Annotated in this window: 13 protein-coding genes and 1 tRNA gene; 10 read left to right on the forward strand and 4 right to left on the reverse strand. The window is 53.3% G+C overall.

The features are described from left to right. Window positions 1-210: 210 nt before the first annotated feature. Window positions 211-283 (reverse strand) — tRNA-Met (locus tag ACS5NO_RS31350). Between the two features lie 128 nt (window positions 284-411). Between ACS5NO_RS31350 and era the strand changes: the two genes are divergently transcribed. From era to ACS5NO_RS31370, 4 genes are all read left to right on the forward strand, one after another. Beyond that, on the forward strand, window positions 412-1329 hold the full coding sequence (era, locus tag ACS5NO_RS31355) for a GTPase Era (RefSeq protein ID WP_114407539.1): 918 nt from the start codon (window positions 412-414) through the stop codon (window positions 1327-1329). Window positions 1330-1373: 44 nt separating this feature from the next. Beyond that, a complete protein-coding gene (der, locus tag ACS5NO_RS31360; RefSeq protein ID WP_138992910.1) occupies window positions 1374-2681 on the forward strand; it encodes a ribosome biogenesis GTPase Der in 1308 nt (435 codons plus the stop codon). After that, window positions 2678-3601: a DMT family transporter gene (locus ACS5NO_RS31365; protein WP_439418762.1), complete on the forward strand. Its 924-nt coding sequence runs from the start codon at window positions 2678-2680 to the stop codon at window positions 3599-3601. The genes der and ACS5NO_RS31365 overlap by 4 nt, the downstream gene beginning before the upstream one ends. Before the next feature lie 167 nt (window positions 3602-3768). After that, window positions 3769-4077 carry an ArsR/SmtB family transcription factor gene (locus tag ACS5NO_RS31370; RefSeq protein ID WP_138992908.1) on the forward strand — a complete coding sequence of 103 codons (309 nt, stop codon included), beginning with the start codon at window positions 3769-3771 and terminating at the stop codon, window positions 4075-4077. A 38-nt stretch (window positions 4078-4115) separates the two neighbouring features. On the opposite strand, the gene ruvB is transcribed toward ACS5NO_RS31370, so the two are convergent. Both ruvB and ACS5NO_RS31380 read right to left on the reverse strand, forming a co-directional pair. Then, window positions 4116-5144, reverse strand: a complete 1029-nt coding sequence (gene ruvB, locus ACS5NO_RS31375; RefSeq protein ID WP_439418763.1) for a Holliday junction branch migration DNA helicase RuvB — start codon at window positions 5142-5144, stop codon at window positions 4116-4118. Window positions 5145-5256: 112 nt separating this feature from the next. Then, the gene (locus ACS5NO_RS31380) at window positions 5257-9348 is read right to left on the reverse strand and encodes a PKD domain-containing protein (protein WP_439418764.1); all 4092 of its coding nucleotides are present in this window, start codon (window positions 9346-9348) and stop codon (window positions 5257-5259) included. A 250-nt stretch (window positions 9349-9598) separates the two neighbouring features. On the opposite strand from ACS5NO_RS31380, the gene ACS5NO_RS31385 reads away from it, so the two are divergent. The 3 genes from ACS5NO_RS31385 (at window position 9599) to ACS5NO_RS31395 (ending at window position 17088) form a co-directional block, all read left to right on the forward strand. Beyond that, on the forward strand, window positions 9599-10633 hold the full coding sequence (locus ACS5NO_RS31385; RefSeq protein WP_439418765.1) for a PorP/SprF family type IX secretion system membrane protein: 1035 nt from the start codon (window positions 9599-9601) through the stop codon (window positions 10631-10633). A 177-nt stretch (window positions 10634-10810) separates the two neighbouring features. Continuing rightward, the gene (locus tag ACS5NO_RS31390; RefSeq protein ID WP_439418766.1) at window positions 10811-13696 is read left to right on the forward strand and encodes a DUF8487 domain-containing protein; all 2886 of its coding nucleotides are present in this window, start codon (window positions 10811-10813) and stop codon (window positions 13694-13696) included. A 23-nt stretch (window positions 13697-13719) separates the two neighbouring features. Continuing rightward, entirely contained in the window at window positions 13720-17088 is a 3369-nt protein-coding gene (locus ACS5NO_RS31395; RefSeq protein ID WP_439418767.1) for a DUF5107 domain-containing protein, read from the forward strand. Here the strand turns inward: ACS5NO_RS31395 and ACS5NO_RS31400 are convergent. Then, window positions 17085-17966: an AraC family transcriptional regulator gene (locus ACS5NO_RS31400; RefSeq protein ID WP_150877386.1), complete on the reverse strand. Its 882-nt coding sequence runs from the start codon at window positions 17964-17966 to the stop codon at window positions 17085-17087. The two genes, ACS5NO_RS31395 and ACS5NO_RS31400, sit on opposite strands and share 4 nt — an antisense overlap. Before the next feature lie 101 nt (window positions 17967-18067). Here ACS5NO_RS31400 and ACS5NO_RS31405 point away from each other — a divergent pair, with 101 nt between their 5' ends. The 3 genes from ACS5NO_RS31405 (at window position 18068) to ACS5NO_RS31415 (ending at window position 24240) form a co-directional block, all read left to right on the forward strand. Continuing rightward, window positions 18068-19408, forward strand: coding sequence for a sugar porter family MFS transporter (locus ACS5NO_RS31405; protein WP_439418768.1), 1341 nt, complete (start codon window positions 18068-18070; stop codon window positions 19406-19408). A 174-nt stretch (window positions 19409-19582) separates the two neighbouring features. Continuing rightward, window positions 19583-22642 carry a SusC/RagA family TonB-linked outer membrane protein gene (locus ACS5NO_RS31410; protein WP_439418769.1) on the forward strand — a complete coding sequence of 1020 codons (3060 nt, stop codon included), beginning with the start codon at window positions 19583-19585 and terminating at the stop codon, window positions 22640-22642. A 29-nt stretch (window positions 22643-22671) separates the two neighbouring features. Further along, complete coding sequence (locus ACS5NO_RS31415) at window positions 22672-24240, forward strand: RagB/SusD family nutrient uptake outer membrane protein (protein WP_439418770.1); 1569 nt, start codon at window positions 22672-22674, stop codon at window positions 24238-24240. Window positions 24241-24299 lie beyond the last annotated feature (59 nt).

Consider the following 24299-nt stretch of genomic DNA (forward strand, 5'->3'; position numbering starts at 1 on the left):
CGATAAAATCGGGTAACAGGTATTCGACTAAAGGCAGGAAACTCTCCAAGACGGTCAGGTTTGATGAAAAATACAAACCTAAAAAAATGCAACGCACTCCACAACTTTTGTACTTGATCCACTCTTTCGAATAAACTTGATCCGGTCTCTTTGGGAAGCAGCCTGCTTGAAAACAGAAAAAGGCCACACGATTGTGTGACCTTTTCTTTGTAGCGGGAGCTGGACTCGAACCAGCGACCTTTGGGTTATGAGCCCAACGAGCTACCAACTGCTCCATCCCGCGATGTTGGGACTGCAAAGGTAAGGCGTTTTTCATAAAAAACAATTACCTTTGTGAAAAAATCTGCCCCCTCCCGCTATTTTTTTTAGTCGGAGGGGAGTTTTTTTCTGTAGTCATTGGTTGTCAATTACATGGATATTTCAAATGAAACGTACGGCCCGGATCATAAGGCCGGCTATGTCAGCATCATCGGTAAGCCCAATGTCGGCAAATCGACGCTGATGAATCAATTGGTGGGCGAGCGGCTTTCGATCATCACGTCAAAAGCGCAAACCACCCGCCACCGCATCATGGGCATCCTCAACGGGGTGCACGACGGGCAGGAGTTTCAGTTGGTCTATTCGGATACACCCGGTATTATCAAGCCGCAATACCGGTTGCATGAATCGATGATGAGTTTTGTGCGCGGTTCGCTGGAAGACGCCGATGTGATTCTGTTCGTGACCGACATTTTCGAGAAATACGACGAAAATGACGTGATCGAACGGTTGCAGAAAACGCAGACCCCGGTTTTGTTGCTTATCAACAAAATCGATCTGGCGACCCCCGAACAGGTGGAGGAGAAAATTCAGTACTGGAAGGAGAACTTCAAATCCGAAGCCATCATTCCGATTTCCGCCCTCACCGACATCAACATCAAGCATGTCTTTAAAGCCATTGTAAGCCGCCTGCCGGTTCATCCGCCTTATTTCCCGAAAGACGAATTGACCGACCGGCCCGAGCGCTTTTTTGCCTCAGAAATCATTCGCGAGAAGATTTTCCTGAACTACAAAAAAGAGGTTCCCTACAGTTGTGAAGTGATCATCACGGGCTTTAAAGAAAAAGACGACATCATCGTTGTCCAGTCAGAAATCCTGGTTGAGCGGGCTACTCAACGGGCGATTTTGCTGGGCGAAGGGGGTAAAATGATTAAAAAAACGGGTATTATGGCCCGTGAGGAACTGGAACGCTTCTTCGGCAAGAAGGTGTTCCTTGAACAATACGTAAAAGTTGAACCCGATTGGCGCACCAAAGAACGGTCGCTGAAGAGGTTTGGGTACGAAGAATAACCGAAGGCCAGCCAAAAGGCTCCTTCTTTCCTCCTAAGTGAATCATGGCAAATATTGTAGCAATTGTGGGCCGACCGAATGTCGGTAAATCGACGCTGTTTAATAAATTGGTAGAACAGCGCCAGGCCATTATGGATAACCAGCCGGGCGTGACGCGCGACCGGCATTACGGCTATGCCGACTGGACCGAGAAGTATTTTACCGTCATCGATACCGGCGGTTATGTGGTCGGATCGGATGACGTTTTTGAAGAGTCGATTCGGGAACAGGTCCAGATCGCCATCGACGAAGCGTCCGTGATTTTATTCATGGTCGATACCATGGCCGGATTGACCGACATGGACAAGGATTTTGCCGACGTGCTGCGCCGGTCGAAAAAACCGGTGATCGTGGTTGCCAACAAATCCGAAACCGTTCTGCGTCAGAACTCCGTCGGCGAATTTTACGCGCTGGGTCTGGGTGATCCTTTCCCGATTTCGTCCCTGACCGGAACCGGTACGGGCGATTTGCTGGATGAAGTCGTGAAGCATTTTCCGTCCGACGGCGTCGAAGATCCGAACGCGGGCATCCCGCGCATCGCCATTCTGGGTCGTCCGAATGTTGGGAAGTCGTCGTTCCTGAACGTCCTGATCGGCGAAGAACGCAGCATTGTGACGGACATTGCCGGCACCACCCGCGACGCCATCGACACCCGTTACAAAGCTTTTGGCAAGGATTTTATCCTGACCGACACCGCCGGGATCCGGCGCAAAGCCAAAGTGAAGGATAACATCGAGTTTTACTCGGTTATGCGCTCGCTGAAGGCCCTGGAAGAGTCGGATGTGGTGATTGTGATGCTGGACGCCACACGCGGTCTGGAAGCGCAGGATATGAACATTATCGGACAGGCCGTTCGGGCCAAAAAAGGGGTTCTGCTGATGGTGAACAAATGGGACGCCATCGAGAAAGATACCAAAACCGCCGATACGTGGAAAAAAGAGATCGTGCAGCGCATGGCACCGATCGATTATCTGCCCGTTATTTTTGCTTCGGTCGTAGAAAAACAGCGGATTTTCCAGGTTATGGAAAAAGCGATGGAGGTCTACGAAAACAAGCACAAGAAAATTTCGACCTCGAAACTCAACGAGGCCATGCAGCAGGAAATCATGAACTACCCGCCCCCGGCGACGAAAGGAAAGCTGATCAAAATCAAGTACATGATTCAGTTACCGACGCCCTCGCCCACGTTTGTGTTTTTCTGTAACCTGCCGCAGTACATCAAGGAACCGTATACCCGGTATCTGGAAAACAAACTCCGCGATCACTTCGGGTTCGACGGAGCACCGATAACGATATTTTTCCGGCAAAAATGAGGGGTCCGCAGACAACGGCATCAACTCGGACACGGTATTGGATTGGAGCGCTGCTGGTTTTTCTGGCAGCGTTTTGTTTTGCCTTAAAGGGCATCTTAATCAAAATGGCCTACCAGTATCCGATCGACGCGATTTCGCTGCTGACGCTGCGGATGGTCTTTGCATTGCCGTTTTATGTGGTCATTGCTTTGAATCTGTCACGACGGCTTGCGCCAGCCCGTTTATCCATTCAAAACTGGTTAAAGTTGGGTATGCTCGGCCTGACGGGCTACTACATCGCTAGTTTCCTGAACTTCCTGGGTCTGGTTTACATCACGGCCAGTCTGGAGCGGATTCTGCTGTTTGTCTATCCCACGTTTGTCCTGCTGCTCGGCAGGGTGGTGTATGGCCGTAAAGTCAACCGGTTGCAGATTCTGGCGGTGCTGCTGACGTATGCCGGGATCATGGTGGCGTTTGCCCCTAACATCAATTCCGGGCAGCAGAAAGACGTGTTTTTGGGGGCGTTCTGGGTCATTCTGAGTGGTCTGGTCTATGCGGTTTATCTGGTGGGCAGCGATACGATGATTGCCCGCGTGGGCGCCCAGCGGTACACCTGCTACGCCATGATTGCGGCCACCCTGGCCATCGTTTTCCATTGCCTGATCGCCAACGGCCTGGATCTGTTCCGGTTTGCCGCTCCGGTATACGGGCTGGCCCTGCTGATGGCGGTTTTGGTCACCGTGATTCCGACGTTCATGATCGCCGAGGGCATCAAACGCATCGGGTCCGGCAATGCTTCCATTGTCGCCAGCATCGGCCCCATTTTCACCATCGTTCTGGCAACCACGCTTTTAGACGAAACCATCTCGATTTCCCAGCTTTTCGGTACATTACTGGTATTGCTCGGCGTCTTTCTGATTGGTTGGAAAGGCCGCAAATAACCGGACACCCAACCGAATTTGTCTGCTAATTACGTTGCCCTGCTTAACTGGTTTTAGACCCTTTTTAAATAGATTAACATATCAATGTTACTAGCATATTTTTTTGCTTATCCCGTATAAATAACTAAATTTCAGTTACTTTACGTACCTAAATAGCACACAGAATCATGACAAAGGAAACGGTAGTTAACGACGAAAAAAAGATTGAGCGAGCCGCTTATGTATTGAAGGCCGTCGCTCATCCGTTGCGCATCAAGATCATCCAGATGTTGAATGAGCACAAAGAATTAAACGTATCAACGATTTATAAGAACCTGAACGCGGAACAGTCGTTGATCTCACACCATCTCATTAATATGCGCGACAAAGGAATTCTTGAAATCCGGAGAAGTGGCAAAAACATTTACTACTTTCTGGTAGACAATTCGATAGCTGAAATTATCGATTGCATTTACCGCAGTAAAATTCTGGCGTAACAAAAAAGGGAAGCAGTAACGCTTCCCTTTTTTGTTTTTCAGGAGAACAACTCCCCATCCCGGTACGCGGGCACAATGCCCAGGTGTTTATACGCCTTTTCAGTTGCTTCCCGTCCCCGCGACGTTCGTTTCAGATAGCCTTCCTGAATTAAAAACGGTTCATATACTTCCTCAATCGTTTCGGCCTCATCGCCACAGGCCGTCGCAATGGTCGACAGCCCAACCGGCCCACCCTTGAATTTATCAATGATCGTCGTCAGAATCCGGTTGTCCATCTCGTCGAGACCATTTTGATCCACATCGAGCGCCCGCAGAGCCATTTCGGCAATCGCAACCGTAATGATTCCTTTGCCTTTTACCTGCGCAAAATCGCGCGTCCGGCGAAGCAGGTTGTTGGCAATCCGGGGCGTTCCGCGACTCCGGCGGGCAATTTCGTAGGCCCCATCGGACTCGATGGGTGTTCCCAGAATAGCCGCCGACCGGTTGACAATCGTGGTCAGCAAAGCCGCATCGTAATATTCCAGCCGGGCGTTGATCCCAAACCGCGCCCGCAACGGCGACGTCAGCAAACCGGCACGGGTGGTGGCTCCGATCAGCGTAAACGGGTTCAGTTTAATCTGAACGGTTCGGGCGTTCGGGCCGGAATCGAGCATGATGTCGATTTTGTAATCTTCCATCGCCGAGTACAGGTATTCCTCCACCACGGGGTTGAGCCGGTGAATCTCGTCGATAAACAGCACATCGTTTTCCTGCAAATTGGTCAGCAGACCGGCAAGGTCGCTCGGCTTGTCGAGCACCGGGCCGGAGGTCATCTTGATGCTGGCATTCAGCTCATTGGCAACGATGTGCGAGAGGGTGGTTTTGCCCAAACCCGGAGGGCCATGAAGCAGAACGTGGTCGAGCGCTTCGCCACGCTGGAGGGCGGCCTGTACAAAAATCCGCAGGTTTTCGAGTATTTTGGCCTGACCCGTAAAGTCTTCGAACGACAGCGGCCGCAAGGCGCGTTCGATCTCCTTTTCGGTGGCCGTCATCCCTTCGTTGGTACCTTTCAAAATGTCTTTCCGCATCGGTATTTGAATGAACGTATTTGTTGTTTACACTTAAAACAGGGCCTGTTTTTCAGACACTTATACAGACACTGATTTCATTCAAATATACAGAATTTCGGGCATATTTCCACTATCGAACCAGTAGAATCGAACCGCGTTTCAGCACTTTTGGCCGCTCCGGATAATAGAGACTTTTGAAGTTTACCGTATAGGCATACACCATCGACGGATAGGCCTGCCCCCGGTAATTGCCATCCCATTTTTGTTCCGGATCATTGGAAACGAAGATCACTTCGCCCCAGCGGTTGAAGACCCGAAGCTCAAAATCCGTTACGTAAGACGTAAAAACATCCAGTAAATCATTGTTACCGTCGCCATTGGGCGTAAAGGCATCGGGAATCACGACCCGGGGCTCGCACTTGTCCACCACCACCGCCGTATCCAGAGCCGCACAGCCATTAGCACCTGTCACCCGAACGGCATAACGGCCTACTTCAAGAACGGTTATTCGGGGCGTTGAATCGCCGGAATGGGGCCAGAAATACGTCAGCGTGCTGTTTCCGGATACCTGCAAAACCGCCCGACCCTGATCGCCGACGCACAGCGGAACCTCCCGCGTCAGATCGAAAGTCGGTAATGGCAAAAAGGTCAGTTTCACCTCATCGGTCGCCGTACAGGCTCCTGACGTCGCGACGACGGAGTAACTACCGGATGTGGTGGGTTGAATAGACGATGTGGTGGCCCCCGTCGACCACCGATAGGTTGCCCCGGCCGATGCGGTTACTTCCAACCGCAGTGTTGGCGACGGACACAGGGTCGTGTCGGGACCCAGGCTCACCGTTGGCGGAAGCTGAACAAAGACAATCTTGCGGTCGAAGGCCACACAACCACCCTGAGAAGCCGAATAGGTCAGTACGATGGGATTCGGCCCGGCCAGACTATCGGCGGGGGTGAAACGACCGGTACTGTCGACGCCCCGGCCCGTCCAGAATCCCCCCAGGGGTGTCGCGCCACTGAGTGTAAAACTGGGCGAATTGGCGCATATTTCCTGCGGAAGCCCGGCTTCCACGACCGGTTTTGCGTTGAAAGTAACTACTACTTCGTCGGAACCCTGGCAACCCGTGATCGAGTTGCGAACCGTCAGGCGGTAAGGACCAGCCGTCGTTACATTGATCGAAGGCGTGTTCTGACCACTGTTCCAGAGGTAAACATCGCCGGGCGTTTGCACCAGCGTCGACAGTTGAATCGTATCGCCAATGCATTTGCCGCGATCAGGCCCCAGGGACACAAAACCGGTGGTGTCGACCGGAACGCGGATATTGTTCAGCGTATCCAGACAGCCCCCCGTATCGCGGGCTTCAAGGCTGTAAACGCCACCGTTGATCCCCGTCAGGCCAGAACCGTTGCCCACCACCGCGCCATCGGCATCCCGCCAGATAAACTCGGTCGGTCGTCCCCGCACAATGGTGAGTCGAATGGAACCACTCTGCGGAATCGTACACAAAGCCGTCTGCGGATTGGCCTGAACCTCAATGCTGTTGTTGGATCGAAGCGTTAAGGTCGTGTCGACCGTACAGGCGTTGTCGCTGATGATCCGCACGGTATACTCACCATCGCGAATACCCTGCAACAGCGCGGTCGTATCACTGAGCGGTTGCCCACCAGAACTCCATTCAAACCGCCGAACGGTGGCCGACCCAACGCTGAGCCGGATGCTGCCGTCGGTTGTCGTACAACCCGTGGGAGGAGTCATGAAAGCCGTAACGACCGGTTTGGGTAAAGCGACCACCGCGACGGTATCGGTATTCTCGCAGCCGTTCACATCCCGAACAATGACCGAATACGTTCCTGCCTGCGTGATGGTCGTTTCCCGCTCGGTGGAACCGTTGCTCCACTGGAAGCTGTTCCAGCCACTGCCCCGGGCGGTCAACGTCAGGGAACTGTTCAGACAGAGCGTGGTGTCGGGACCCAATGTGAAATTGGGCGGACGGCGTAATGAAACTCGAATTGTGTCACTTGAAAAACAACCGCCATTCGCAGCAATAACGACAAAAAGTCCGGATGTTATGCCGTTATAGCCCGGCGATCCGGGCACGGTCACGGGTAATGTTCGCTCGTTATACCCTCGTATCAATCGCCCGTTTCGGATCCAGATGTAGACACTGGCCTCCACTTTGGCGTCCAGCGTCACCATATTCTTGCAACTGTCAATGTCCGGCCCCAGATTGATCGGGTCAGGCGTCCGAACAATGGTTACATCCTGAGGAATCAAAGTATCTTTACAAACTTCGCCATCTGAGCGTACTGTTACGATTCGTAGAGTAACAGGATAAACCCCAGGTTCATTGTAAGTGTGCGTTGCTTGAGTAGCAGTTGTACTAAACGGCGCACTTCCATCCCCCCAATTCCAGGTATAACTTTCTTTCAATGGCGGACACATGGGCGTCACCGTAAACTGCGTGGGCGAACCGGCGCAGGTGTCAGCGTACGAAAAACCGGGTGAACTGGACGGTTCGTTGAAGTTGGCGACCATGTTGGGCAAACCCAACTGGCTGGTTGGCCCGTTCAGATTGAGACCATTCGGATCGAAGGTGGCAGGAGCAAGCAGTTCATCGTTCGGGTTGTCGATCACCCCCAGGCTGGTTCCATCCTTGATAGCCACATAGATTTTCCCGTCGGAACCGATTTGCAAGGCCCCATACTGTCGGCTTTTGGTACTATCCAGCACGGTTTTGGACGCTTCAATGGCGGCCGGGTCCGGATTCGTCAGGTCATAAATCAGAATCTGGGAGGCATTGGCCGTATCACCCTGTAACGAAACGTAGAGTTTCGACCCATCCGGCGAAAACTCCACCCCATAGGCTTTGGGCGGGGCGGGGCCGATGTTAATGGCTGGCCCGGCCGTCATGACTCCGGTCGAATCGTTGAAGGTAAACACTTCGACGTAGTTGGTGGGTGGACCGGGCACCACCACCGCGATGGGGCGGTTTCCGTTGCCGGTCGTATCCGCCGGACCGATTTTCATGTAGCCTTCGCCTTTCGTCGTGGTGTCGTGGGGCATTCCGAGGGCATATTCTTCCGGTCCTTCAACTCCGGCTTTCGTTACGTGATAAACCTTGAACTTGTTGTTACCGAAGTCGTGGGAAATAACCCAGTAAGTCGTATCGCGGTCGTTCCGCACCGAAGCCAGCCGCTCCGTCGTCAGCGAATCGACCAGCGTATTTTTTTCGATAATGGCACCCGTTCCCTGGTTATACCGCATATCGACCACACTGACACTCAGGATTTTTTTGCCGTTGATTTCGGAGGTTGTATACACCCGGTAGAGGTATTCACAGCCTTTACAGGTGGGTTGTGGCACAATCAAGGCCGACTGCGTCGAGGTCTGGCTCCCCTGCAACTGGGCCGTATCCGCCGGGTTGAGCGGTTTCATCAGGTTGCCGTTTTTGTCGTAAATGAGCACCCCGCCGGTATAAAACAGAAGCTGTCCTTTGGTGTTGGAAATCGATGACGACCCTTCGATGGTGTTGAGTTTTCCGTCGTCCAGCGGTGTGGGACTGCCGCCGGAGAAGTCGATCCCGGCATTATTTCCGAAATACCACTTGGCACCCTGCTGTTCCGGCCGCTGTCCACAGACCTGCACATTGATCCGGTCTTCCACCGAGCAGACTTTCTGTTTATCCGCCTGCGTACCAATCCAGACTTCCACCGAATAACAGCCCGCGCTATCGACCTGAATGGTCTGCGTCGTGTCGCCTTTGGGATACCAGAGAAAACTGGCACCCGCAGGAGCGCCATTAGGATACGGATCAAGCGTGATTTTCTGACCGTTACAAAGCATGGTGTCCGTCCGCCAGTTCTGAAACTGGGTGGGAGGGACGCCAATCGTAATCGTCGTATCGGTTTGCAGTGTCGTCCCGTTTTGGAGTGTCCGGGTCAACGAAACCGTATAGTCTCCGGGATTTCTATAGGCATAACTCGGTTTGGCCGCCGTGGACGTATCCGCAGCAGTAGAAGGGTCGCCAAAATCCCACACTCGGGAGCGTACATTCGGCACGGTATCTTCAAACATCACGGCGGGGCCATTCTCGCACGATGGATCCGGAATGCAAAGCTTGCCGCTCACCTTAATGCCCGACTGCGCCCGGGCCATACCGGCAAACAGCCCCCAACACAGAAGCATCCATCCCAACCGCCGTACCATTCCTGTATAGGTTGTCATTCGCTGCTAATAAAATCAAGTAGGTTGCCGGTTTTCCCAGTGGCTGTGAACATAACAGTGAAGGTCGGCAGTACGTTATTGTAAACGAAACGGCAGCTATAAAAATTTTATAGGAATCCATTCATCCGTTTCATCCGTTACCACTACCTTTATCTAGGCGGTCAAGTGCAATTTTACGGTAAAAAAACGTTTATGTTTTAGTGTTTTCCCGGAACCAGTTTGGCAAGTTGTTTGCACTAAAGATACAGTTATGTTAAAACGTTACCTTTTTCTCCTCTTTGGCTTGCTGATCGCCGGAACGGTTTGGGCGCAGGATCCGCAGTTTTCGCAGTTCTATGCGGCTCCCATGTACTTAAACCCGGCTTTTGCCGGTTCGGCCCTCGCTCCGCGGGTAACGGTCAACTACCGGAACCAATGGCCCGCCGTGACCAATTACGTCACGTCCATGGTGAGCGTCGATCACTATTTCGACCGCTACAACAGCGGGGTCGGCTTGATGCTGCAAAGCGATAACCAGGGTCAGGGGCGCATCCGTTCCACCGACATTGGATTACAATATTCCTACCAGATTCAGTTGGCGGAACAGACCTTCGTTCGGCTGGGCGTTCAGGGCTCCTACGTAAACCGCTCGATCAACTGGTTTGGCTTGACTTTTGGCGATCAATATAACAACGGCGGTTTTACCGGCAATCCCACCACCGACCCCGTGGTTTCCAACGGCTCACCAACCCTTTCTTACCTGGATTTTTCAACCGGCGGTTTGTTGTATTCCGACTGGTACTGGATCGGCGTGGCGGCTCACCACCTGGGGCGACCCAATCAGGGCGTTTTTGTCCTGAGCGACGAAAGTCGTCTTCCGATGAAAGGGAGCGTCCACGCGGGACTGCGGATTCCCTTTGCGGGTTTCACCGGCCTGGGCGACGAGTGGGATCGTGAAAAAACAATTTCACCCGCGATCAACTACCGGTATCAGGGCAAGTACGACCAACTGGATCTGGGCGTTTACATGACCTATTCGCCCATGGTAGTCGGGCTTTGGTACCGTGGTTTACCGTTGAAAAAATACGCTCCAAGCGTCACCAACCGCGAATCACTGATTGTTTTGGCCGGTTTTCGTCAGGACAATTTTTCGATTGGCTACAGTTACGACGCCACCATCTCCTCGCTCGGACCAGGCAGCGGGGGTGCCCACGAAATTTCGCTGTCATACACCTTTGAGAATTTCCCTTCGGGCAAACCGAAAACCCGCAAAGCTCGCAAGCAACTTTCCTGCCCAAAATTCTAATCGCTTTGTTTCGTGAAATGCCTGCCTCCTTCCTCTGGTTGAAGGTGGCCGGAATTTCCGTTAAATTATCCATCTTTTCCCAAATAAACTCTATGGTTTATTTTATATGAATTTGTGTTTTTTGCATGACGATTAGGTAGATCACGGGTGATCATAAACCGCCTGATCGGGTTCACAATGCAAAAAAGGGGACTATTCATTTTTATCCTTTCAATCGGAAGCTGGCTTGCCAATTCTACACAAGCCGTCAGTCAATCTAAAATCTCGTTAGCCGGGGAGTGGCAACTCCGTTTAGACCCCGCCGATCTGGGCTTGCGGGAACATTGGTGGCAGGGAACCTACCCCGATCGGGTGAAGCTACCGGGTTCTTTAACGGAAAATGGAAAGGGCAATGACATTACCCTGCAAACGCCCTGGGTGGGCGACGTCATCGACAGCACGTACTTTTTTGCGGACAGCTATAAAAAATACCGCGAGAATCCCATCAAAATACCGTTCTGGCTCCAGTCCGTCAAGTATTACGCCGGACCCGCCTGGTATCGGCGCCAGATCGAGATTCCCGCCAACTGGGCAAAAAAACGCATGACGCTGAACCTGGAACGCTGCCATTGGGAAACAATGGTATACGTTAATGGCCAGTTCTGCGGCACCCGCAACTCCCTCGTGGCTCCCCACCAGTTCGACCTGACCAAACACCTGCGACCGGGCAATAATACCATCGCTATTCGGGTCGATAACCGCTATAAACTGCACATTGGCCCCAATTCGCACAGCGTTGCCGATCATACGCAAACCAACTGGAATGGGTTGGTCGGTGATTTGTCGGTAACCGCCGAAGCACCAACGTATATTGAAGACGTTCAGGCCTTTCCAAATCTGGCAACTCAATCGATCAACGTGGCGCTTAGGCTTCACCAGCCCCGGCACCAGGAGTTTCAGGGGAAGTTGATTCTACAGGCCCGGAGTTTGCAAAAAAATGGCGCGGCCTTGCCGGAATTCACGCAGGCCGTTCGGTTCACCGGCGAAGAAACCACGTTAAACCCAACGTATGCCATACCGAATCCGCAACGCTGGGACGAGTTTAACCCCAACCTGTACAAATTGCACGTTCGGCTGGTCAGCGATCAGGGCGAGTTGCTATCGGAACGGGAGGTGACGTTTGGCATGCGCGAAATGAGTACGAGCGGAACGCGACTGGCCATCAACGGTCGCCCGATTTTTCTGCGGGGCGATGTCGAATGCGCCACCTTCCCGCTGACGGGCTATCCGCCAACGACGGAACCGTATTGGGAAAAAATCATGAAAACCGCCAAAAGCTACGGCCTGAATCACCTGCGCTTTCACTCGTGGTGTCCGCCCGAAGCGGCATTTGACGTGGCCGACCGGCTTGGCGTGTATCTATACGTGGAGAGTCCGCTCTGGGCTAATCAAAGCAGTGCCGTCGGGACCGGTGGCGTGATCGACGATTTCATTTACCAGGAATCGGAACGCATTCTGAAAGCGTACGGCAATCACCCGTCGTTTTGCATGATGTCGTACGGCAATGAACCAGCCGGACCCGAGCAGAACGAATTTCTGGGTCGCTGGGTCGATCATTTCAAGCAAAAAGACAACCGCCGACTCTACACCAGTGGCGCGGGCTGGCCGATGATTCCTGAGAGTCAGTTCCATATCCATTCCGACGCCCGGATTCAGCGGTGGGGCGAGGGCGTGAAAAGCATCATCAACGCGGGAACGCCCAAAACCAGCTACGACTGGCGCGAGATCACCAAAACCGCTACGGCTCCCTACGTCAGCCACGAAATCGGGCAGTGGTGCGTTTATCCGAATTTCAAGGAGATTGCCAAATACACCGGCGTGATGCGGGCGAAAAATTTTGAAATCTTCAGAGAAACGCTCGAAGCCAACGGCATGGGCGATCAGGCCGAAGCCTTTCTGCATTCGTCGGGCCGTTTGCAGACGCTCTGCTACAAAGCCGACATCGAAGCGGCCCTGCGGACGCCCGGTTTTGCCGGTTTTCAGTTGCTGGGGCTACACGATTTTCCGGGACAGGGCACCGCGCTGGTGGGCGCGCTGGATGTTTTCTGGGAATCCAAAGGCTACACCACCCCTGAGGAATACCGCACGTTTTGCAGCCCAACGGTTTTGCTGGCCCGCATGGAAAAGCTCGTGTATGAAAACAATGAAACGTTACAGGCCGCTGTGGAAATCGCCCACTTTGGCGCGGGCGAGTTGACCAACCAAACCGTGCTCTGGCAGGTGCTCGATGCAGCCGGTAAAGTAAAACGAAGTGGTTCGCTGACCAAAGATAAAATAGCGATTGATAACCTCCAGTCGGTCGGAACCATTCAATTGCCGCTGGCGGGTTTCAAAAAACCGGAGATGCTTACGTTGAAAGTCGCGTTGAAAGGGTCCGAAAGCACGAATTCATGGAATTTCTGGGTCTATCCGGCGGGCGTCAATGCCGATGCGGCCACGGGCAAAGTTATTGTTGCTCATACGTTGACGCCCGATGTCGTCAATCAATTGCAGAACGGCGCGAACGTTTTGCTGTTGCCCTACGGACACGTCAAAAAAGGCAAAGGGGCTGAAGTGGAGATTGGGTTTTCGAGTGTTTTCTGGAACACCTCCTGGACCAAGGGGCAGGCTCCGCACACGCTCGGTCTGGTTTGCAATCCGGCTCATCCGCTGTTTGCCAGTTTTCCGACCGAAGCCAGCAGCAACTACCAGTGGCAGGATCTGGTCAGCCATTCCCAAACCGTCATTCTGAACGATTTTCCGAAAAACCTCCGTCCGCTGATTCAGCCGATTGATACCTGGTTCGAAAACCGCCGGTTGTCGCTGGCGTTTGAAGGCCGGGTTGGCAAGGGAAAACTGCTGGTGTGCAGCATCGACCTGGAAAGTGATCTGGCCAAACGCCCGGCCGCCCGGCAGTTGAAATACAGCCTGCTGAACTACATGAACAGCGGCCAGTTTAAACCCGCGAACGAGCTGGCACTCGATCAGGTAAACCAGTTGTTTCAGGCCGAAACGTCTCTGCTTACGCCCGCTAAAAACGACTAAAATATTTTGACAGACCTCTATTTATGGCTTTGCAGGAAGTAACTGTGTGGGAAGAATCGGTTGTGATTACCACGTATGGTGTCGGCGCACCCGAAAAAAATCCGATGTTTCTGGAAAAACGGGTGTATCAGGGCAGCAGCGGGGTGGTGTATCCGCACGCCGTGATCGAAAAGATCGACGACCACAAGGAGGACCGGACGTATCAGGCGGTTTTTCTGGAAAACCGCTACCTGAAAATCATGGTGTTGCCCCAGTTGGGCGGACGGATTCAGATGGCTTACGATAAAATCAAAAACCGTCATTTCGTCTATTACAACCAGGTGATCAAACCGGCGCTGGTCGGGCTGACGGGGCCGTGGATTTCGGGCGGTATCGAGTTCAACTGGCCGCAACACCACCGCCCGAGTACGTTTGAGCCGGTGGATTATACGACCGAAGCGCATCCCGACGGCTCCAAAACCGTGTGGGTCAGCGAAGTGGAGCGGATGTTTCACACCAAAGGCATGGCCGGTTTTCGGCTGCATCCTGATAAAGCCTACCTCGAAATTCAGGGCGTGCTGTACAACCGCACGCCCGTTCCCCAGACTTTTCTGTGGTGGACGAACCCCGCCGTCAAAGTGAACGATCACTACCAGTCGGTTTTTCCACCGGATGTCTATGCGGTTTTCGACCACGGAAAACGGGATGTTTCGTCGTTTCCGATTGCCACGGGGACCTACTACAAAGTGGATTATTCGCCGGGGACGGACATCTCGCGGTACAAGAACATTCCGGTGCCGACGTCCTACATGGCGGTGGCGTCGAAGTATGATTTTATGGGAGGTTATGAGCACGACAGCCGGGGCGGTTTGCTGCACGTAGCCAATCACCATTTGTCGCCCGGTAAAAAGCAGTGGACCTGGGGCAACGGCGAGTTTGGCTACGCCTGGGATCGCAACCTGACCGACGAAGACGGGCCGTATATCGAGCTGATGACCGGCGTTTTTACGGACAACCAACCCGATTTTTCGTGGATCATGCCCAATGAAGAACGGACGTTTGTGCAGTACTTCATGCCTTACAGCGAAATTGGAATCGTTAAAAATGCCACAAAGGAAGCCGCTGTCAATCTGGAACTTACTGACAAAACCGTTCAGATCAGCGCGTATGCAACCGCCGTTTACGCCGGGGCCGTCATTCGATTGACAAAAAATGTAGAAGTGGTTTTTGAACAACGGATTGAGCTTTCGCCGGAACAACCGTTTCTGCATGAAATACCGCTGGAAATTGAAAATTCCACGCATCTCCGCCTGAGTGTCGAAACCGCCGACGGCCTGGAACTGGTTGCTTACCAGCCCGACGAAGGGACGGAGACAACGGTTATTCCAGAACCGGCGCAGGCCGCTCTGGACCCCGCCGAGGTAGAAAACAATGAGCAGTTGTATTTAACGGGTTTGCACATCGAGCAATACCGCCACGCAACCTATGTCGCCACCGATTATTACGAGGAAGCCCTGCGCCGTGATCCGAAGGATGTGCGCTGCAACAATGCCCTGGGGCTTTGGCATATGAAACGCGGTCAGTTCGCCAAAGCGGAACCGTATTTCAGACAAGCCGTTCAGACACTGATTCAGCGCAATCCGAATCCGTACGATGGCGAACCGTATTACAACCTCGGCCTGTGTTTGCAGGGGTTGGGGCGGTATGACGAAGCCTTTGACGCGTTTTTCAAAGCCACCTGGAATGCCGCCTGGCAGGACACCAGCTTTCTGGAACTGGCTCGCATTGCCACCCGGCGAAAAACCTATACCCAGGCCCTCGAACTGGTCGAGCGTTCACTGGCGCGTAACTGGCACGGGCATTCGGCGCGGCATTTGAAAGTCGCTTTGCTGCGGAAAACCGGGCGAACCCACGAGGCTTTGCAGCTCATCAACGACACCCTGGCGATCGACCGCTTTCACTTCGGTTGTCTATTCGAAAAATCCCTTATCGAGCAAACCGACGACGCAACGGCTGCGGCCCAGACGCGGAACCAGCTTAACGACCTGATGCGCTACAACGTCCATACCTACCTGGACTACGCGCTGGATTACAGCCGGGCCGGTTTATACGACGCAGCAATTCAACTGCTGTCGGAATTGCTGCCAACCGGAAAGGCGGTTTATCCGATGGTATATTACTTCCTGGCCTTTTTCAACACGCAGTTGGGCCAGACCGAAACCGCTCACGATCATCTCAAAAAAGCCACCGAAGCCAGTCCTGACTTTGTGTTCCCCAACCGGCTGGAAGAATTGATGGTTTTGCAATGGGCGGTTTTGCAAAAACCGGATGATCAGCCGATTAATCACGCCCATGCCTGGTATTTTCTGGGCAATTTCTGGTATGGCAACCGGCAATATGAAGAAGCCATCGACGCCTGGGAGCAGTCAGTGAATTTCGATAATACCTTTCCCACCGTGCACCGGAATCTCTCTTTGGCGTATTACAACAAACAGCAACGGGCCGACAAAGCACTGGCGTCTCTGGAAATCGCCTTTGCGCTGGATACCGCCGATGCGCGGGTACTGATGGAGTTGGATCAGTTGTATAAAAAGCTGAATTACCCGCACGAAGAGCGGCTGGCACTACTGGAAAAACATCTTGATACAACCGAAGAGCGCGATGACCTGTCTTTAGAGCGAATCACGCTGTATAATCAGCTCGGCGCGTATGAAAAAGCCCGTGATTTGCTGGTGACCCGGCAGTTTCATCCGTGGGAGGGGGGCGAAGGCAAAGTGGTGAGCCAGTACCTGATTTGTCACATCGAGCTGGCGAAGCAGGCGTTGCAAAATGCCGAGTATGCCGCAGCCCTTGACCTGCTAACAGCCGCTGAAACCTATCCAATCAATCTGGGCGAAGGCAAACTGTTCGGGGTGCAGGAACCCGATATTTTCTATTTGAAAGGACTGGCCTACGAAGCTCTGGGCGAAACGCAAACCGCCCGATCGTATTTTGAACGGGCATCAGTCGGTTTGGATGCGCCGGTGCAGGCGGTTTTCTACAACGATCAGCAGCCGGATAAACTGTTTTATCAGGGCTTAGCCCGGAAAAAACTGGGGCAGAACGACCGGGCCGAAAAGCTCTTCAAGACCCTGATTCAGTACGGAGAAACGCACCTGAACGACGCTATCAAGATCGATTATTTCGCGGTATCGCTCCCCGATCTGCTGGTGTTTGATGCCGATCTGAACGAACGAAACCGCATCAGTTGTCTGTATCTGATGGGCTTAGGTCATCTGGGCCTGGGAAACGGTCATGTTGAACAAGCTCTTGCCTGTTTTGATGGCGTACTGGCCAGTGACCGCAACCACCAGGGCGCAGCTTTGCACCGGAAAATGGTCGATTTTCTACCGGCGCAGGAAGTGTCGGGTTAGGATTTCCGGAGTTTGCGGAAGTCGCGCGGAGACACGCCCATGACGTGGGCAAAAACCCGGCTGAAGTGGTACGGATCGCTGTATCCGATCTGATAGGCGACTTCCTTGATGCGCAATTGCGTGTTTTCGAGTAAACGACAGGATTCCTGAATCTTTAAAAAGGTGAAGAAATTGATGGGCGCACTTTGGACTTTGGTCCGGAAAACCGCCGAATAATGCGACGCCGACATGCCCGCAATCTGCGCCAGGTCTTCCAGCGTCAGGTTCTTGCTCAGGTTCTCTTTCATGAACGCGATGGTTCGGCTGATCGGGTCATTTTCGGGTTGGGCAAACTGGTTGGGGTTATAAACCGCATTGTTGAACGTGGCCAGAAACCGCGACAGACTGCTGTTGGCATACACAATATTGTCCATGTTATACGACATTTCAACGTGCGACAGAATGTCGTCGAAGAGTTGAAACCGTTCGGGCTGGGGCGACACGGTTACCGGGGACGGATCGGTATCCTGCTTTAAAAACTGCAAAAAATGATGCGCGTTGGAACCGGTAAAATGCAGCCAGTAGATGGTCCAGGGATTTTGGGCGTCGGTTCCGTAGCGGTGGGCGAGGTCAGCGGGCAGGATAAAGGCCTGATTGGGTTTGACAAGGTGTTTCCGGTCGTTGAGGACGTACCAGCCTTCCCCCTGAACGCAGTAGATGAGAATATGCTGCGGGCTTCCTTTCCGGCGTTCGCGATCATGAAACGCGGCTTTCGGATAATACCCAATATCGGTGATGTACAACGACTCACAAAGCGGATGAACGGCAATCAGTTTTTTTAACTCGCCCGGCAACACATAACTGCGTTGTCCGGCAAAGCCTTCTTTCTTTTTGATCATGTCGCAATATTATCTAGGTATGGGTCAGGAATGGTTTGTAAAAATACGCATCTGTATCGCTTTTTTTCTAAAAATTACCCGAATACTTTAACAAAACCACCATGGCAAAAACCGGGCTTAACGCCAACTATATTTTTGGAATCGCTTTCATTTCGGCCTTGGGCGGGTATCTGTTTGGCTTTGATTTTGCCGTGATTTCGGGAGCGCTGCCATTTCTGCGGGGGTATTTTGGGCTCACGGCCTGGTGGGAAGGATTTCTGACCGGCTCGCTGGCCCTCGGCTGTATGCTGGGCTGCGTGCTGGCCGGCACTCTCGCCGACCGCTACGGTCGTAAACCCGGGCTGATGGTGGCGGCCCTCATTTTTGCGCTCTCTTCGCTGGGCATGGCCTTCTCCTCCACCTTGCCGGTTTTCATTACCATGCGCTTCGTGGCCGGAATCGGAGTCGGAATGGCGTCCACACTCAGTCCCCTCTACATTGCCGAAATTTCGCCCGCCGAAGTCCGGGGCCGTAACGTTTCCATCAACCAGTTGACCATTGTGATCGGGATTCTGATCACCAATCTGGTGAACTATACGCTGGCCGACAACGGCCCGGATGCCTGGCGCTGGATGTTCGGGTTGGGGGCCGTGCCATCCGCCGGTTTTCTGCTGGGCGTCTTCTGGTTGCCCGAGAGTCCGCGGTGGCTGGTGCAGAAAGGTCGGGTGCAGGAAGGTGAAACGATTTTGCGCCGGATTGGTGGCGAATCCTTTGTGAAACAGACGGTTATTGCTATCAATCGTTCGATGGAAGGGGCCGAAAAACCGTCGTTGTCCATGCTGCTGGAGAAGGGCGTTCGCCCGGCAGTGATTGTCGGCATTGGCCTGGCGGTGCTGCAACAGTTGTGCGGAATCAATGTGGTTTTCAATTACACCTCCACGATTTTCGAGACCGTGGGAGCCAATCTCGACCGGCAGTTGTTCGAAACCGTAGCCATCGGAATCGTCAATCTGGTGTTCACACTGGTGGCCATGTGGCAGGTGGACAAACTGGGCCGAAAACCGCTGATGCTCATCGGAACCCTGGGGCTGGCGGTGCTGTATGTGGTGATTGCGGTGCTGCTGAAAACCGGTGCGTCATCGGGTCTGCTGTCCGTCTTTGTGCTGCTGGCAATCAGCGTTTACGCCACCTCCCTGGCACCCATCACCTGGGTTTTGATCTCGGAGATTTTCCCCAACCGGGTTCGTGGGCTGGCGTCGTCGGTCGCGATTCTGGCGTTGTGGGGTGCTTATTTCATTCTGGTTTTCACATTTCCGATCCTCGCCGAACAACTGGGCACGTACGGACCTTTCGGGCTTTATGCGGTAATCTGCCTCGTCGGATTCTGGTTTGTCCGCCGGAATGTGCGCGAAACGAAAGGAAAAACGCTGGAAGAACTGGAAGATACCTTCATCGCGCATTGATTTCATAAGATTATCCATCTTAATCGAAATTCTCTCTATTGATTTAGGAGCTGAAGCCTTTAATCTTTGTAGTTATGGAATTTAGCAAATAATGATTTGGATTTTATTGTGCCTACCATCAATTCAATCGGCTAATTCTGACTAATCAACTAAACCCTTAATCCTTTCTTACGTATGAATCATTCTATACGGTGTCTGCAAACAACCCTGGTATTGGTTTGCCTCACACTGACCACTTTTGCCCAGAGCCTGATTACGGGCAAGGTGGTTGGCGAGCAAAACGATGGCATACCGGGTGCTACGATTACCATAAAGGGCACGACCCGGGGCACCACAACCGATGCTTCCGGTGGGTTTCAACTGAATGCCAGCCCGAACGAAACGCTCGTATTCAGCTACGTGGGCTATGTGACCCAGGAAGCTGTCGTTGGCAACCGCACCAGCCTGACCATTAAAATGCTGACCGACACCCGCAGCCTGGAAGAAGTGGTGGTGGTGGGCTACGGTACGGTAAAAAAGAGTGACCTGACCGGTTCCGTTTCGACCATCAAAGCCGATGCCATTAAGGAAATGCCGGTGGTCTCGGTCGATCAGGCCATTCAGTCACGGGCGCCGGGGGTTCAGGTGACCCAGAGTTCAGCGGCTCCGGGCGGTGGGATTTCCATCCGTGTGCGGGGTGCCAACTCCATCAACAGCGGAAGTGAGCCGCTGTATGTCATCGACGGTTTTCCCATGTATCCCGACAACGGTGCCATGGGAACCGCGGGGAACCGGCAATCGAGCAACGCGATGGCCACCATCAACCCCAACGAAATTGAATCCATTGAAATCCTGAAAGATGCCTCCGCTACCTCGATTTACGGATCGCGGGGTTCGAACGGCGTGGTTTTGATTACGACCAAACGCGGAAAAGAAGGCCAAAGCCGGGTCGATTACGAAGGATCGTACTCGTTCCAGCAAATTGCGCGGCCCATCGAGGTGTTGAACGGCAGTGACTACGCCCGGTATCTGAACATTCTGGAACGCAGCCAGGGCGGCAGTCCGCGGTTTACCGACGCGCAAATCAGCCAGATCGGCGAGGGCACCAACTGGCTGAATGCAATCACGCAAACCGGCGCACTGTCTAACCACCAGCTTTCGTTTACCGGCGGAAACAAGGCGATGCGGTATGCCTTTGTTGCCAACTATCTGGATAACAAGGGAATTGTCAAGAATACATTTTTCAAACGGTACGGTTTTCGGCTGAACCTCGACAACGATTTTCTCAACGGCCGGGCCACGCTCAGCAATAGCTGGTCGTATAACCGGACGGGAAGCAGCAACGTGGCCACGGATCGGGGCGGCCCGGGCGGGATCATCATTACGGCCCTGGGCCTGGACCCGACCGTAGCGGTGTATGACCAGAATGGCAATTACAATTACCCCAGCTACGATCAACGCTTCAACATCAACCCGCTGGCGGAAGCCGTAGAAGGCTACGACCGGGATAACATCAACCGGTTATTCGGGACAACAGCCCTGACGGTCAACATCATCGAAGGACTGAAATTCCGGACCAGTCTGGGCGCCGATGTCGTGAATGCCACCCGCAACACGTTTTACAACAACTATACCTTCACCGGGCGGCAGTATGGTCGGCAACTGGAACGGGCCAACCGCAACGTCAGCAGCATCCTGAACGAGAACATCCTGAGCTACAACAAACAAATCCGGCCGGGCCACAACCTTGACGTAACGCTGGGATATACTTACCAGCAGGAAAGCAACCGGTTCAACTCGGCGTCGACGCGCGGGCTGCCTTCGGATGATCCGGAGTCGGTTAACATGCAAAACGGCAGCAGACCGCAGATTCCCAATTCCGGGCGTCAGGACTGGACGTTGCAATCGTTGCTGGGCCGGGTGAATTACAACCTGAAAGACCGCTACCTGTTTACGGTCACGTTCCGGCGCGATGGTTCGTCGCGGTTTGGTCCGAGCAACAAATGGGCCACGTTCCCTTCGGCGGCCGTTGGCTGGCGTCTGGTAAACGAAGATTTCTTCCAGAATTCGGCTCTGAAAAATGTGTTTGACGACGTTAAAATCCGGGCCAGCTACGGTTTGACGGGTAATTCACAAATCCCGGTTTACCGGTCGCTGGGCGGTTTGTCGACCTACAATTATGTGTTTGGTGGTGGCCTGGCTGCGGGTTATGGCCCCAACCGGATTGCGAACCCCAACCTGAAATGGGAAAGTACGGCGATGCTCAACCTCGGTCTGGATCTGGCCCTGCTCAACAACCGCCTGTCGATGACCTTCGACGTGTTCAGCAACAAAACCACGGATCTGCTCCTGGATGTTTCCATTCCGCAAAGCACGGGTTTCAGCACCATCATGCTGAACTCCGGAGCGCTGACCAACAAGGGTCTTGAGTTTTCCACGAACTACAAAATCTTCAACAATGCCGCGTTCAAATGGGATGTGAGCGGTAATATTTCGGTGTTGCGGAACGAGATCACCGATTTGGGACAGAGCACGCCCTTCTTCGCCAACAGCACCAGCGGCCACCTGGGCGTTTTTGGTAGCTGGGTAGAAGCCGGCAATCCGATTGGTGTCTGGAAGGGCTACAAATACGTCGGGCTGTTTCAGACCGACGACGAAGCCCAGACCTTTGCCGCCCGCGCCGGTTATCCGAAATACGAAGACGTGAACGGCGATGGAAAATATACCGCCGACGATTACGTGGTGATGGGCAATCCGAACCCGAAATTTACCTGGGGACTGAATTCCAGTGTTAAGTTTAAAAACTTCGACTTCTCGATCTTCTTCCGGGGTGTTCACGGCAACGATGTGCGGAACCTGCAACAGTCGGAAATGGGCGACGGGGTCCAGAAAATCAACCAGATTGGCGACATCCTGACGGATTCGTGGACACCGACCAATACCGGTGCCAGCCGGCCCGTGATCGATGGTCGTCGGGATTTCATCTCCTTCCGCCGGTCGTCGTTCTTCATTCAGGACGGTTCTTTTGTGCGGTTGCAAAACCTGGCGCTGGGCTATAACATTCCGTTGCATACCAAATACATCCGGTCGGCCCGGATCTACGCCAGCGGCCAGAACCTGTTCCTGATCACGAAATACAAAGGATTTGACCCGGAAGTGAACAACCAGGGCCAGAACAACCTGAACCGGGGTGATGACTACGACGCGTATCCCCGCGCCCGGATGTTTACGGTGGGAGTCAATCTTGGTCTGTAATTCGCTAACCCTACAATCTTTAAAGAGACATGAACCTGATTATTTCTTCCAAAGTCAAATCCCTGCTGATGCTGTCGGTCCTGGCCACGGGCCTCGGTTGCTCGGATCTCAAGGAAAACCCCGACTTCATCAATCCCGACACGTTTTATAAATCGGCTACGGAACTGGAACTGGGCGTCAACGGTATTTACGACGATCTGAACTCCGGCTATTCCGGTTATTTCTACGACCGCTACGTATTTGAGTGTTTGACGGGCGACCAGATCGGCTGGGAAAAAGGCCCGCTGCAATACAACCTGGGCAACGTCAGCTCGGCCGATGAGTACATTGAGGCTTACTGGTCAATCAGTTATCGCTCCATCAACCGCGCCAATGCCGTGATTGAAATCGCCGATGCCATGAATGACCCGGCCAACGACGCGCTGGTGAAACGCCTGAAGGGTGAAGCGCAGTTTCTGCGGGCGTTCTATTACTACGGTTTGCTGAGTTATTTCGACAATCCTCCGCTGACGACCAAGTCGACCAAGGGAATCAGTGAATTGCCGTCGAACGCGGGTGGAAAACGCGCCGTGATCGACCAGATTTACGCCGATGCCAAAGCCGCTGCCGAAGCATTGCCCGCAGCTTATACCGGTGCCAACGCCGGACGGGCAACGAAATGGGCCGCCAAATCGATCCTGATGAAAGCCCAGCTTTGGGATGAAAAATGGGCCGACGCCAAAACCACCGCCGAAGACATTATCAACAACAGCGGTTTGCAGTTGTACGAAAACTTCGGGTATAACTTCGATCTGGCCCACGAAAACCAGGGCGAACGGATTTTTGAAGGCCAGGTTTCGGCAGCCGCCAACGCCAGCGAGTGGAATGTACATTCAGCCCACTTTAACCCCGAAGATTACCCGAGCGAACTGGGTGGCGCGGGCTGGAGCTGGCTGAGTGCGACGCAGGAATTCCGGGCTTCGTACGACAGCAAGGACAAACGCATCGATGCCACGTTCATCGAATCATATCCAACGGGCCGCCTGGGCAAAGTCAACGGGCAATATCCGGTTGTGAAGTGGAGTCCGACGGCGGATTTCAACCTCTCCCGGTTCGGCGGGATCGTTAAAGCGGATGCGAATCCGGCCGATCCCAGTCAACTGGTTTTTGGCAAAGCGTGGGCGGGTAAGCTGGTGGAACTGGGTATCAACTACAACAATACCGAAAAGAACACCATCTACATTCGTCTGGCCGACATCCTGCTGGGCCATTCCGAAGCCTGCAACGAAAGCAATACGGGTGACAAGTTTATGGGAATCAACAAGGTACGTGCCCGCGCCGGTCTGACGGCCCTGAGCGGTTTGAGCCAGTCGGCCTTGCGGGATGCCATCATCAAGGAACGCGAACAGGAGTTTGTCTTCGAGCAGGTCATGTATCCGGAACTGCGTCGCAAAAGCAAACCGGGCGGACAGCCGGATTACCTGGGTGCGCGAATCAACCACTACATCACGAAATACAAAGTGGGCCGAACCCTCAAACCGCGCGATTATGTGCTTCCGCTCCCGCTGAAAGAAATGCAGGGTAATCCCAACGTGACTCAGAACCCGGTGTGGCAGTAACACAAGATCAATCAAAAAAGGGCTTTCACGAGCCCTTTTTTGATTTCTGTTTTTTAGCG

This window comes from Larkinella fluvii, assembly GCF_051857545.1.
Lineage (GTDB): Bacteria > Bacteroidota > Bacteroidia > Cytophagales > Spirosomataceae > Larkinella.

What these genes read in the sequence shown, in the direction of transcription:
- era (WP_114407539.1), top strand. Translation starts at nt 412, where the DNA reads ATGGATATTTCAAATGAAACGTACGGCCCGGATCATAAGGCCGGCTAT.
- ACS5NO_RS31365 (WP_439418762.1), top strand. Translation starts at nt 2,678, where the DNA reads ATGAGGGGTCCGCAGACAACGGCATCAACTCGGACACGGTATTGGATT.
- ACS5NO_RS31410 (WP_439418769.1), top strand. Translation starts at nt 19,583, where the DNA reads ATGAATCATTCTATACGGTGTCTGCAAACAACCCTGGTATTGGTTTGC.
- ACS5NO_RS31385 (WP_439418765.1), top strand. Translation starts at nt 9,599, where the DNA reads ATGTTAAAACGTTACCTTTTTCTCCTCTTTGGCTTGCTGATCGCCGGA.
- ACS5NO_RS31370 (WP_138992908.1), top strand. Translation starts at nt 3,769, where the DNA reads ATGACAAAGGAAACGGTAGTTAACGACGAAAAAAAGATTGAGCGAGCC.
- ruvB (WP_439418763.1), bottom strand. Translation starts at nt 5,144, where the DNA reads ATGCGGAAAGACATTTTGAAAGGTACCAACGAAGGGATGACGGCCACC.
- ACS5NO_RS31400 (WP_150877386.1), bottom strand. Translation starts at nt 17,966, where the DNA reads ATGATCAAAAAGAAAGAAGGCTTTGCCGGACAACGCAGTTATGTGTTG.
- ACS5NO_RS31415 (WP_439418770.1), top strand. Translation starts at nt 22,672, where the DNA reads ATGAACCTGATTATTTCTTCCAAAGTCAAATCCCTGCTGATGCTGTCG.
- ACS5NO_RS31395 (WP_439418767.1), top strand. Translation starts at nt 13,720, where the DNA reads ATGGCTTTGCAGGAAGTAACTGTGTGGGAAGAATCGGTTGTGATTACC.
- ACS5NO_RS31405 (WP_439418768.1), top strand. Translation starts at nt 18,068, where the DNA reads ATGGCAAAAACCGGGCTTAACGCCAACTATATTTTTGGAATCGCTTTC.
- ACS5NO_RS31380 (WP_439418764.1), bottom strand. Translation starts at nt 9,348, where the DNA reads ATGACAACCTATACAGGAATGGTACGGCGGTTGGGATGGATGCTTCTG.
- ACS5NO_RS31390 (WP_439418766.1), top strand. Translation starts at nt 10,811, where the DNA reads ATGCAAAAAAGGGGACTATTCATTTTTATCCTTTCAATCGGAAGCTGG.
- der (WP_138992910.1), top strand. Translation starts at nt 1,374, where the DNA reads ATGGCAAATATTGTAGCAATTGTGGGCCGACCGAATGTCGGTAAATCG.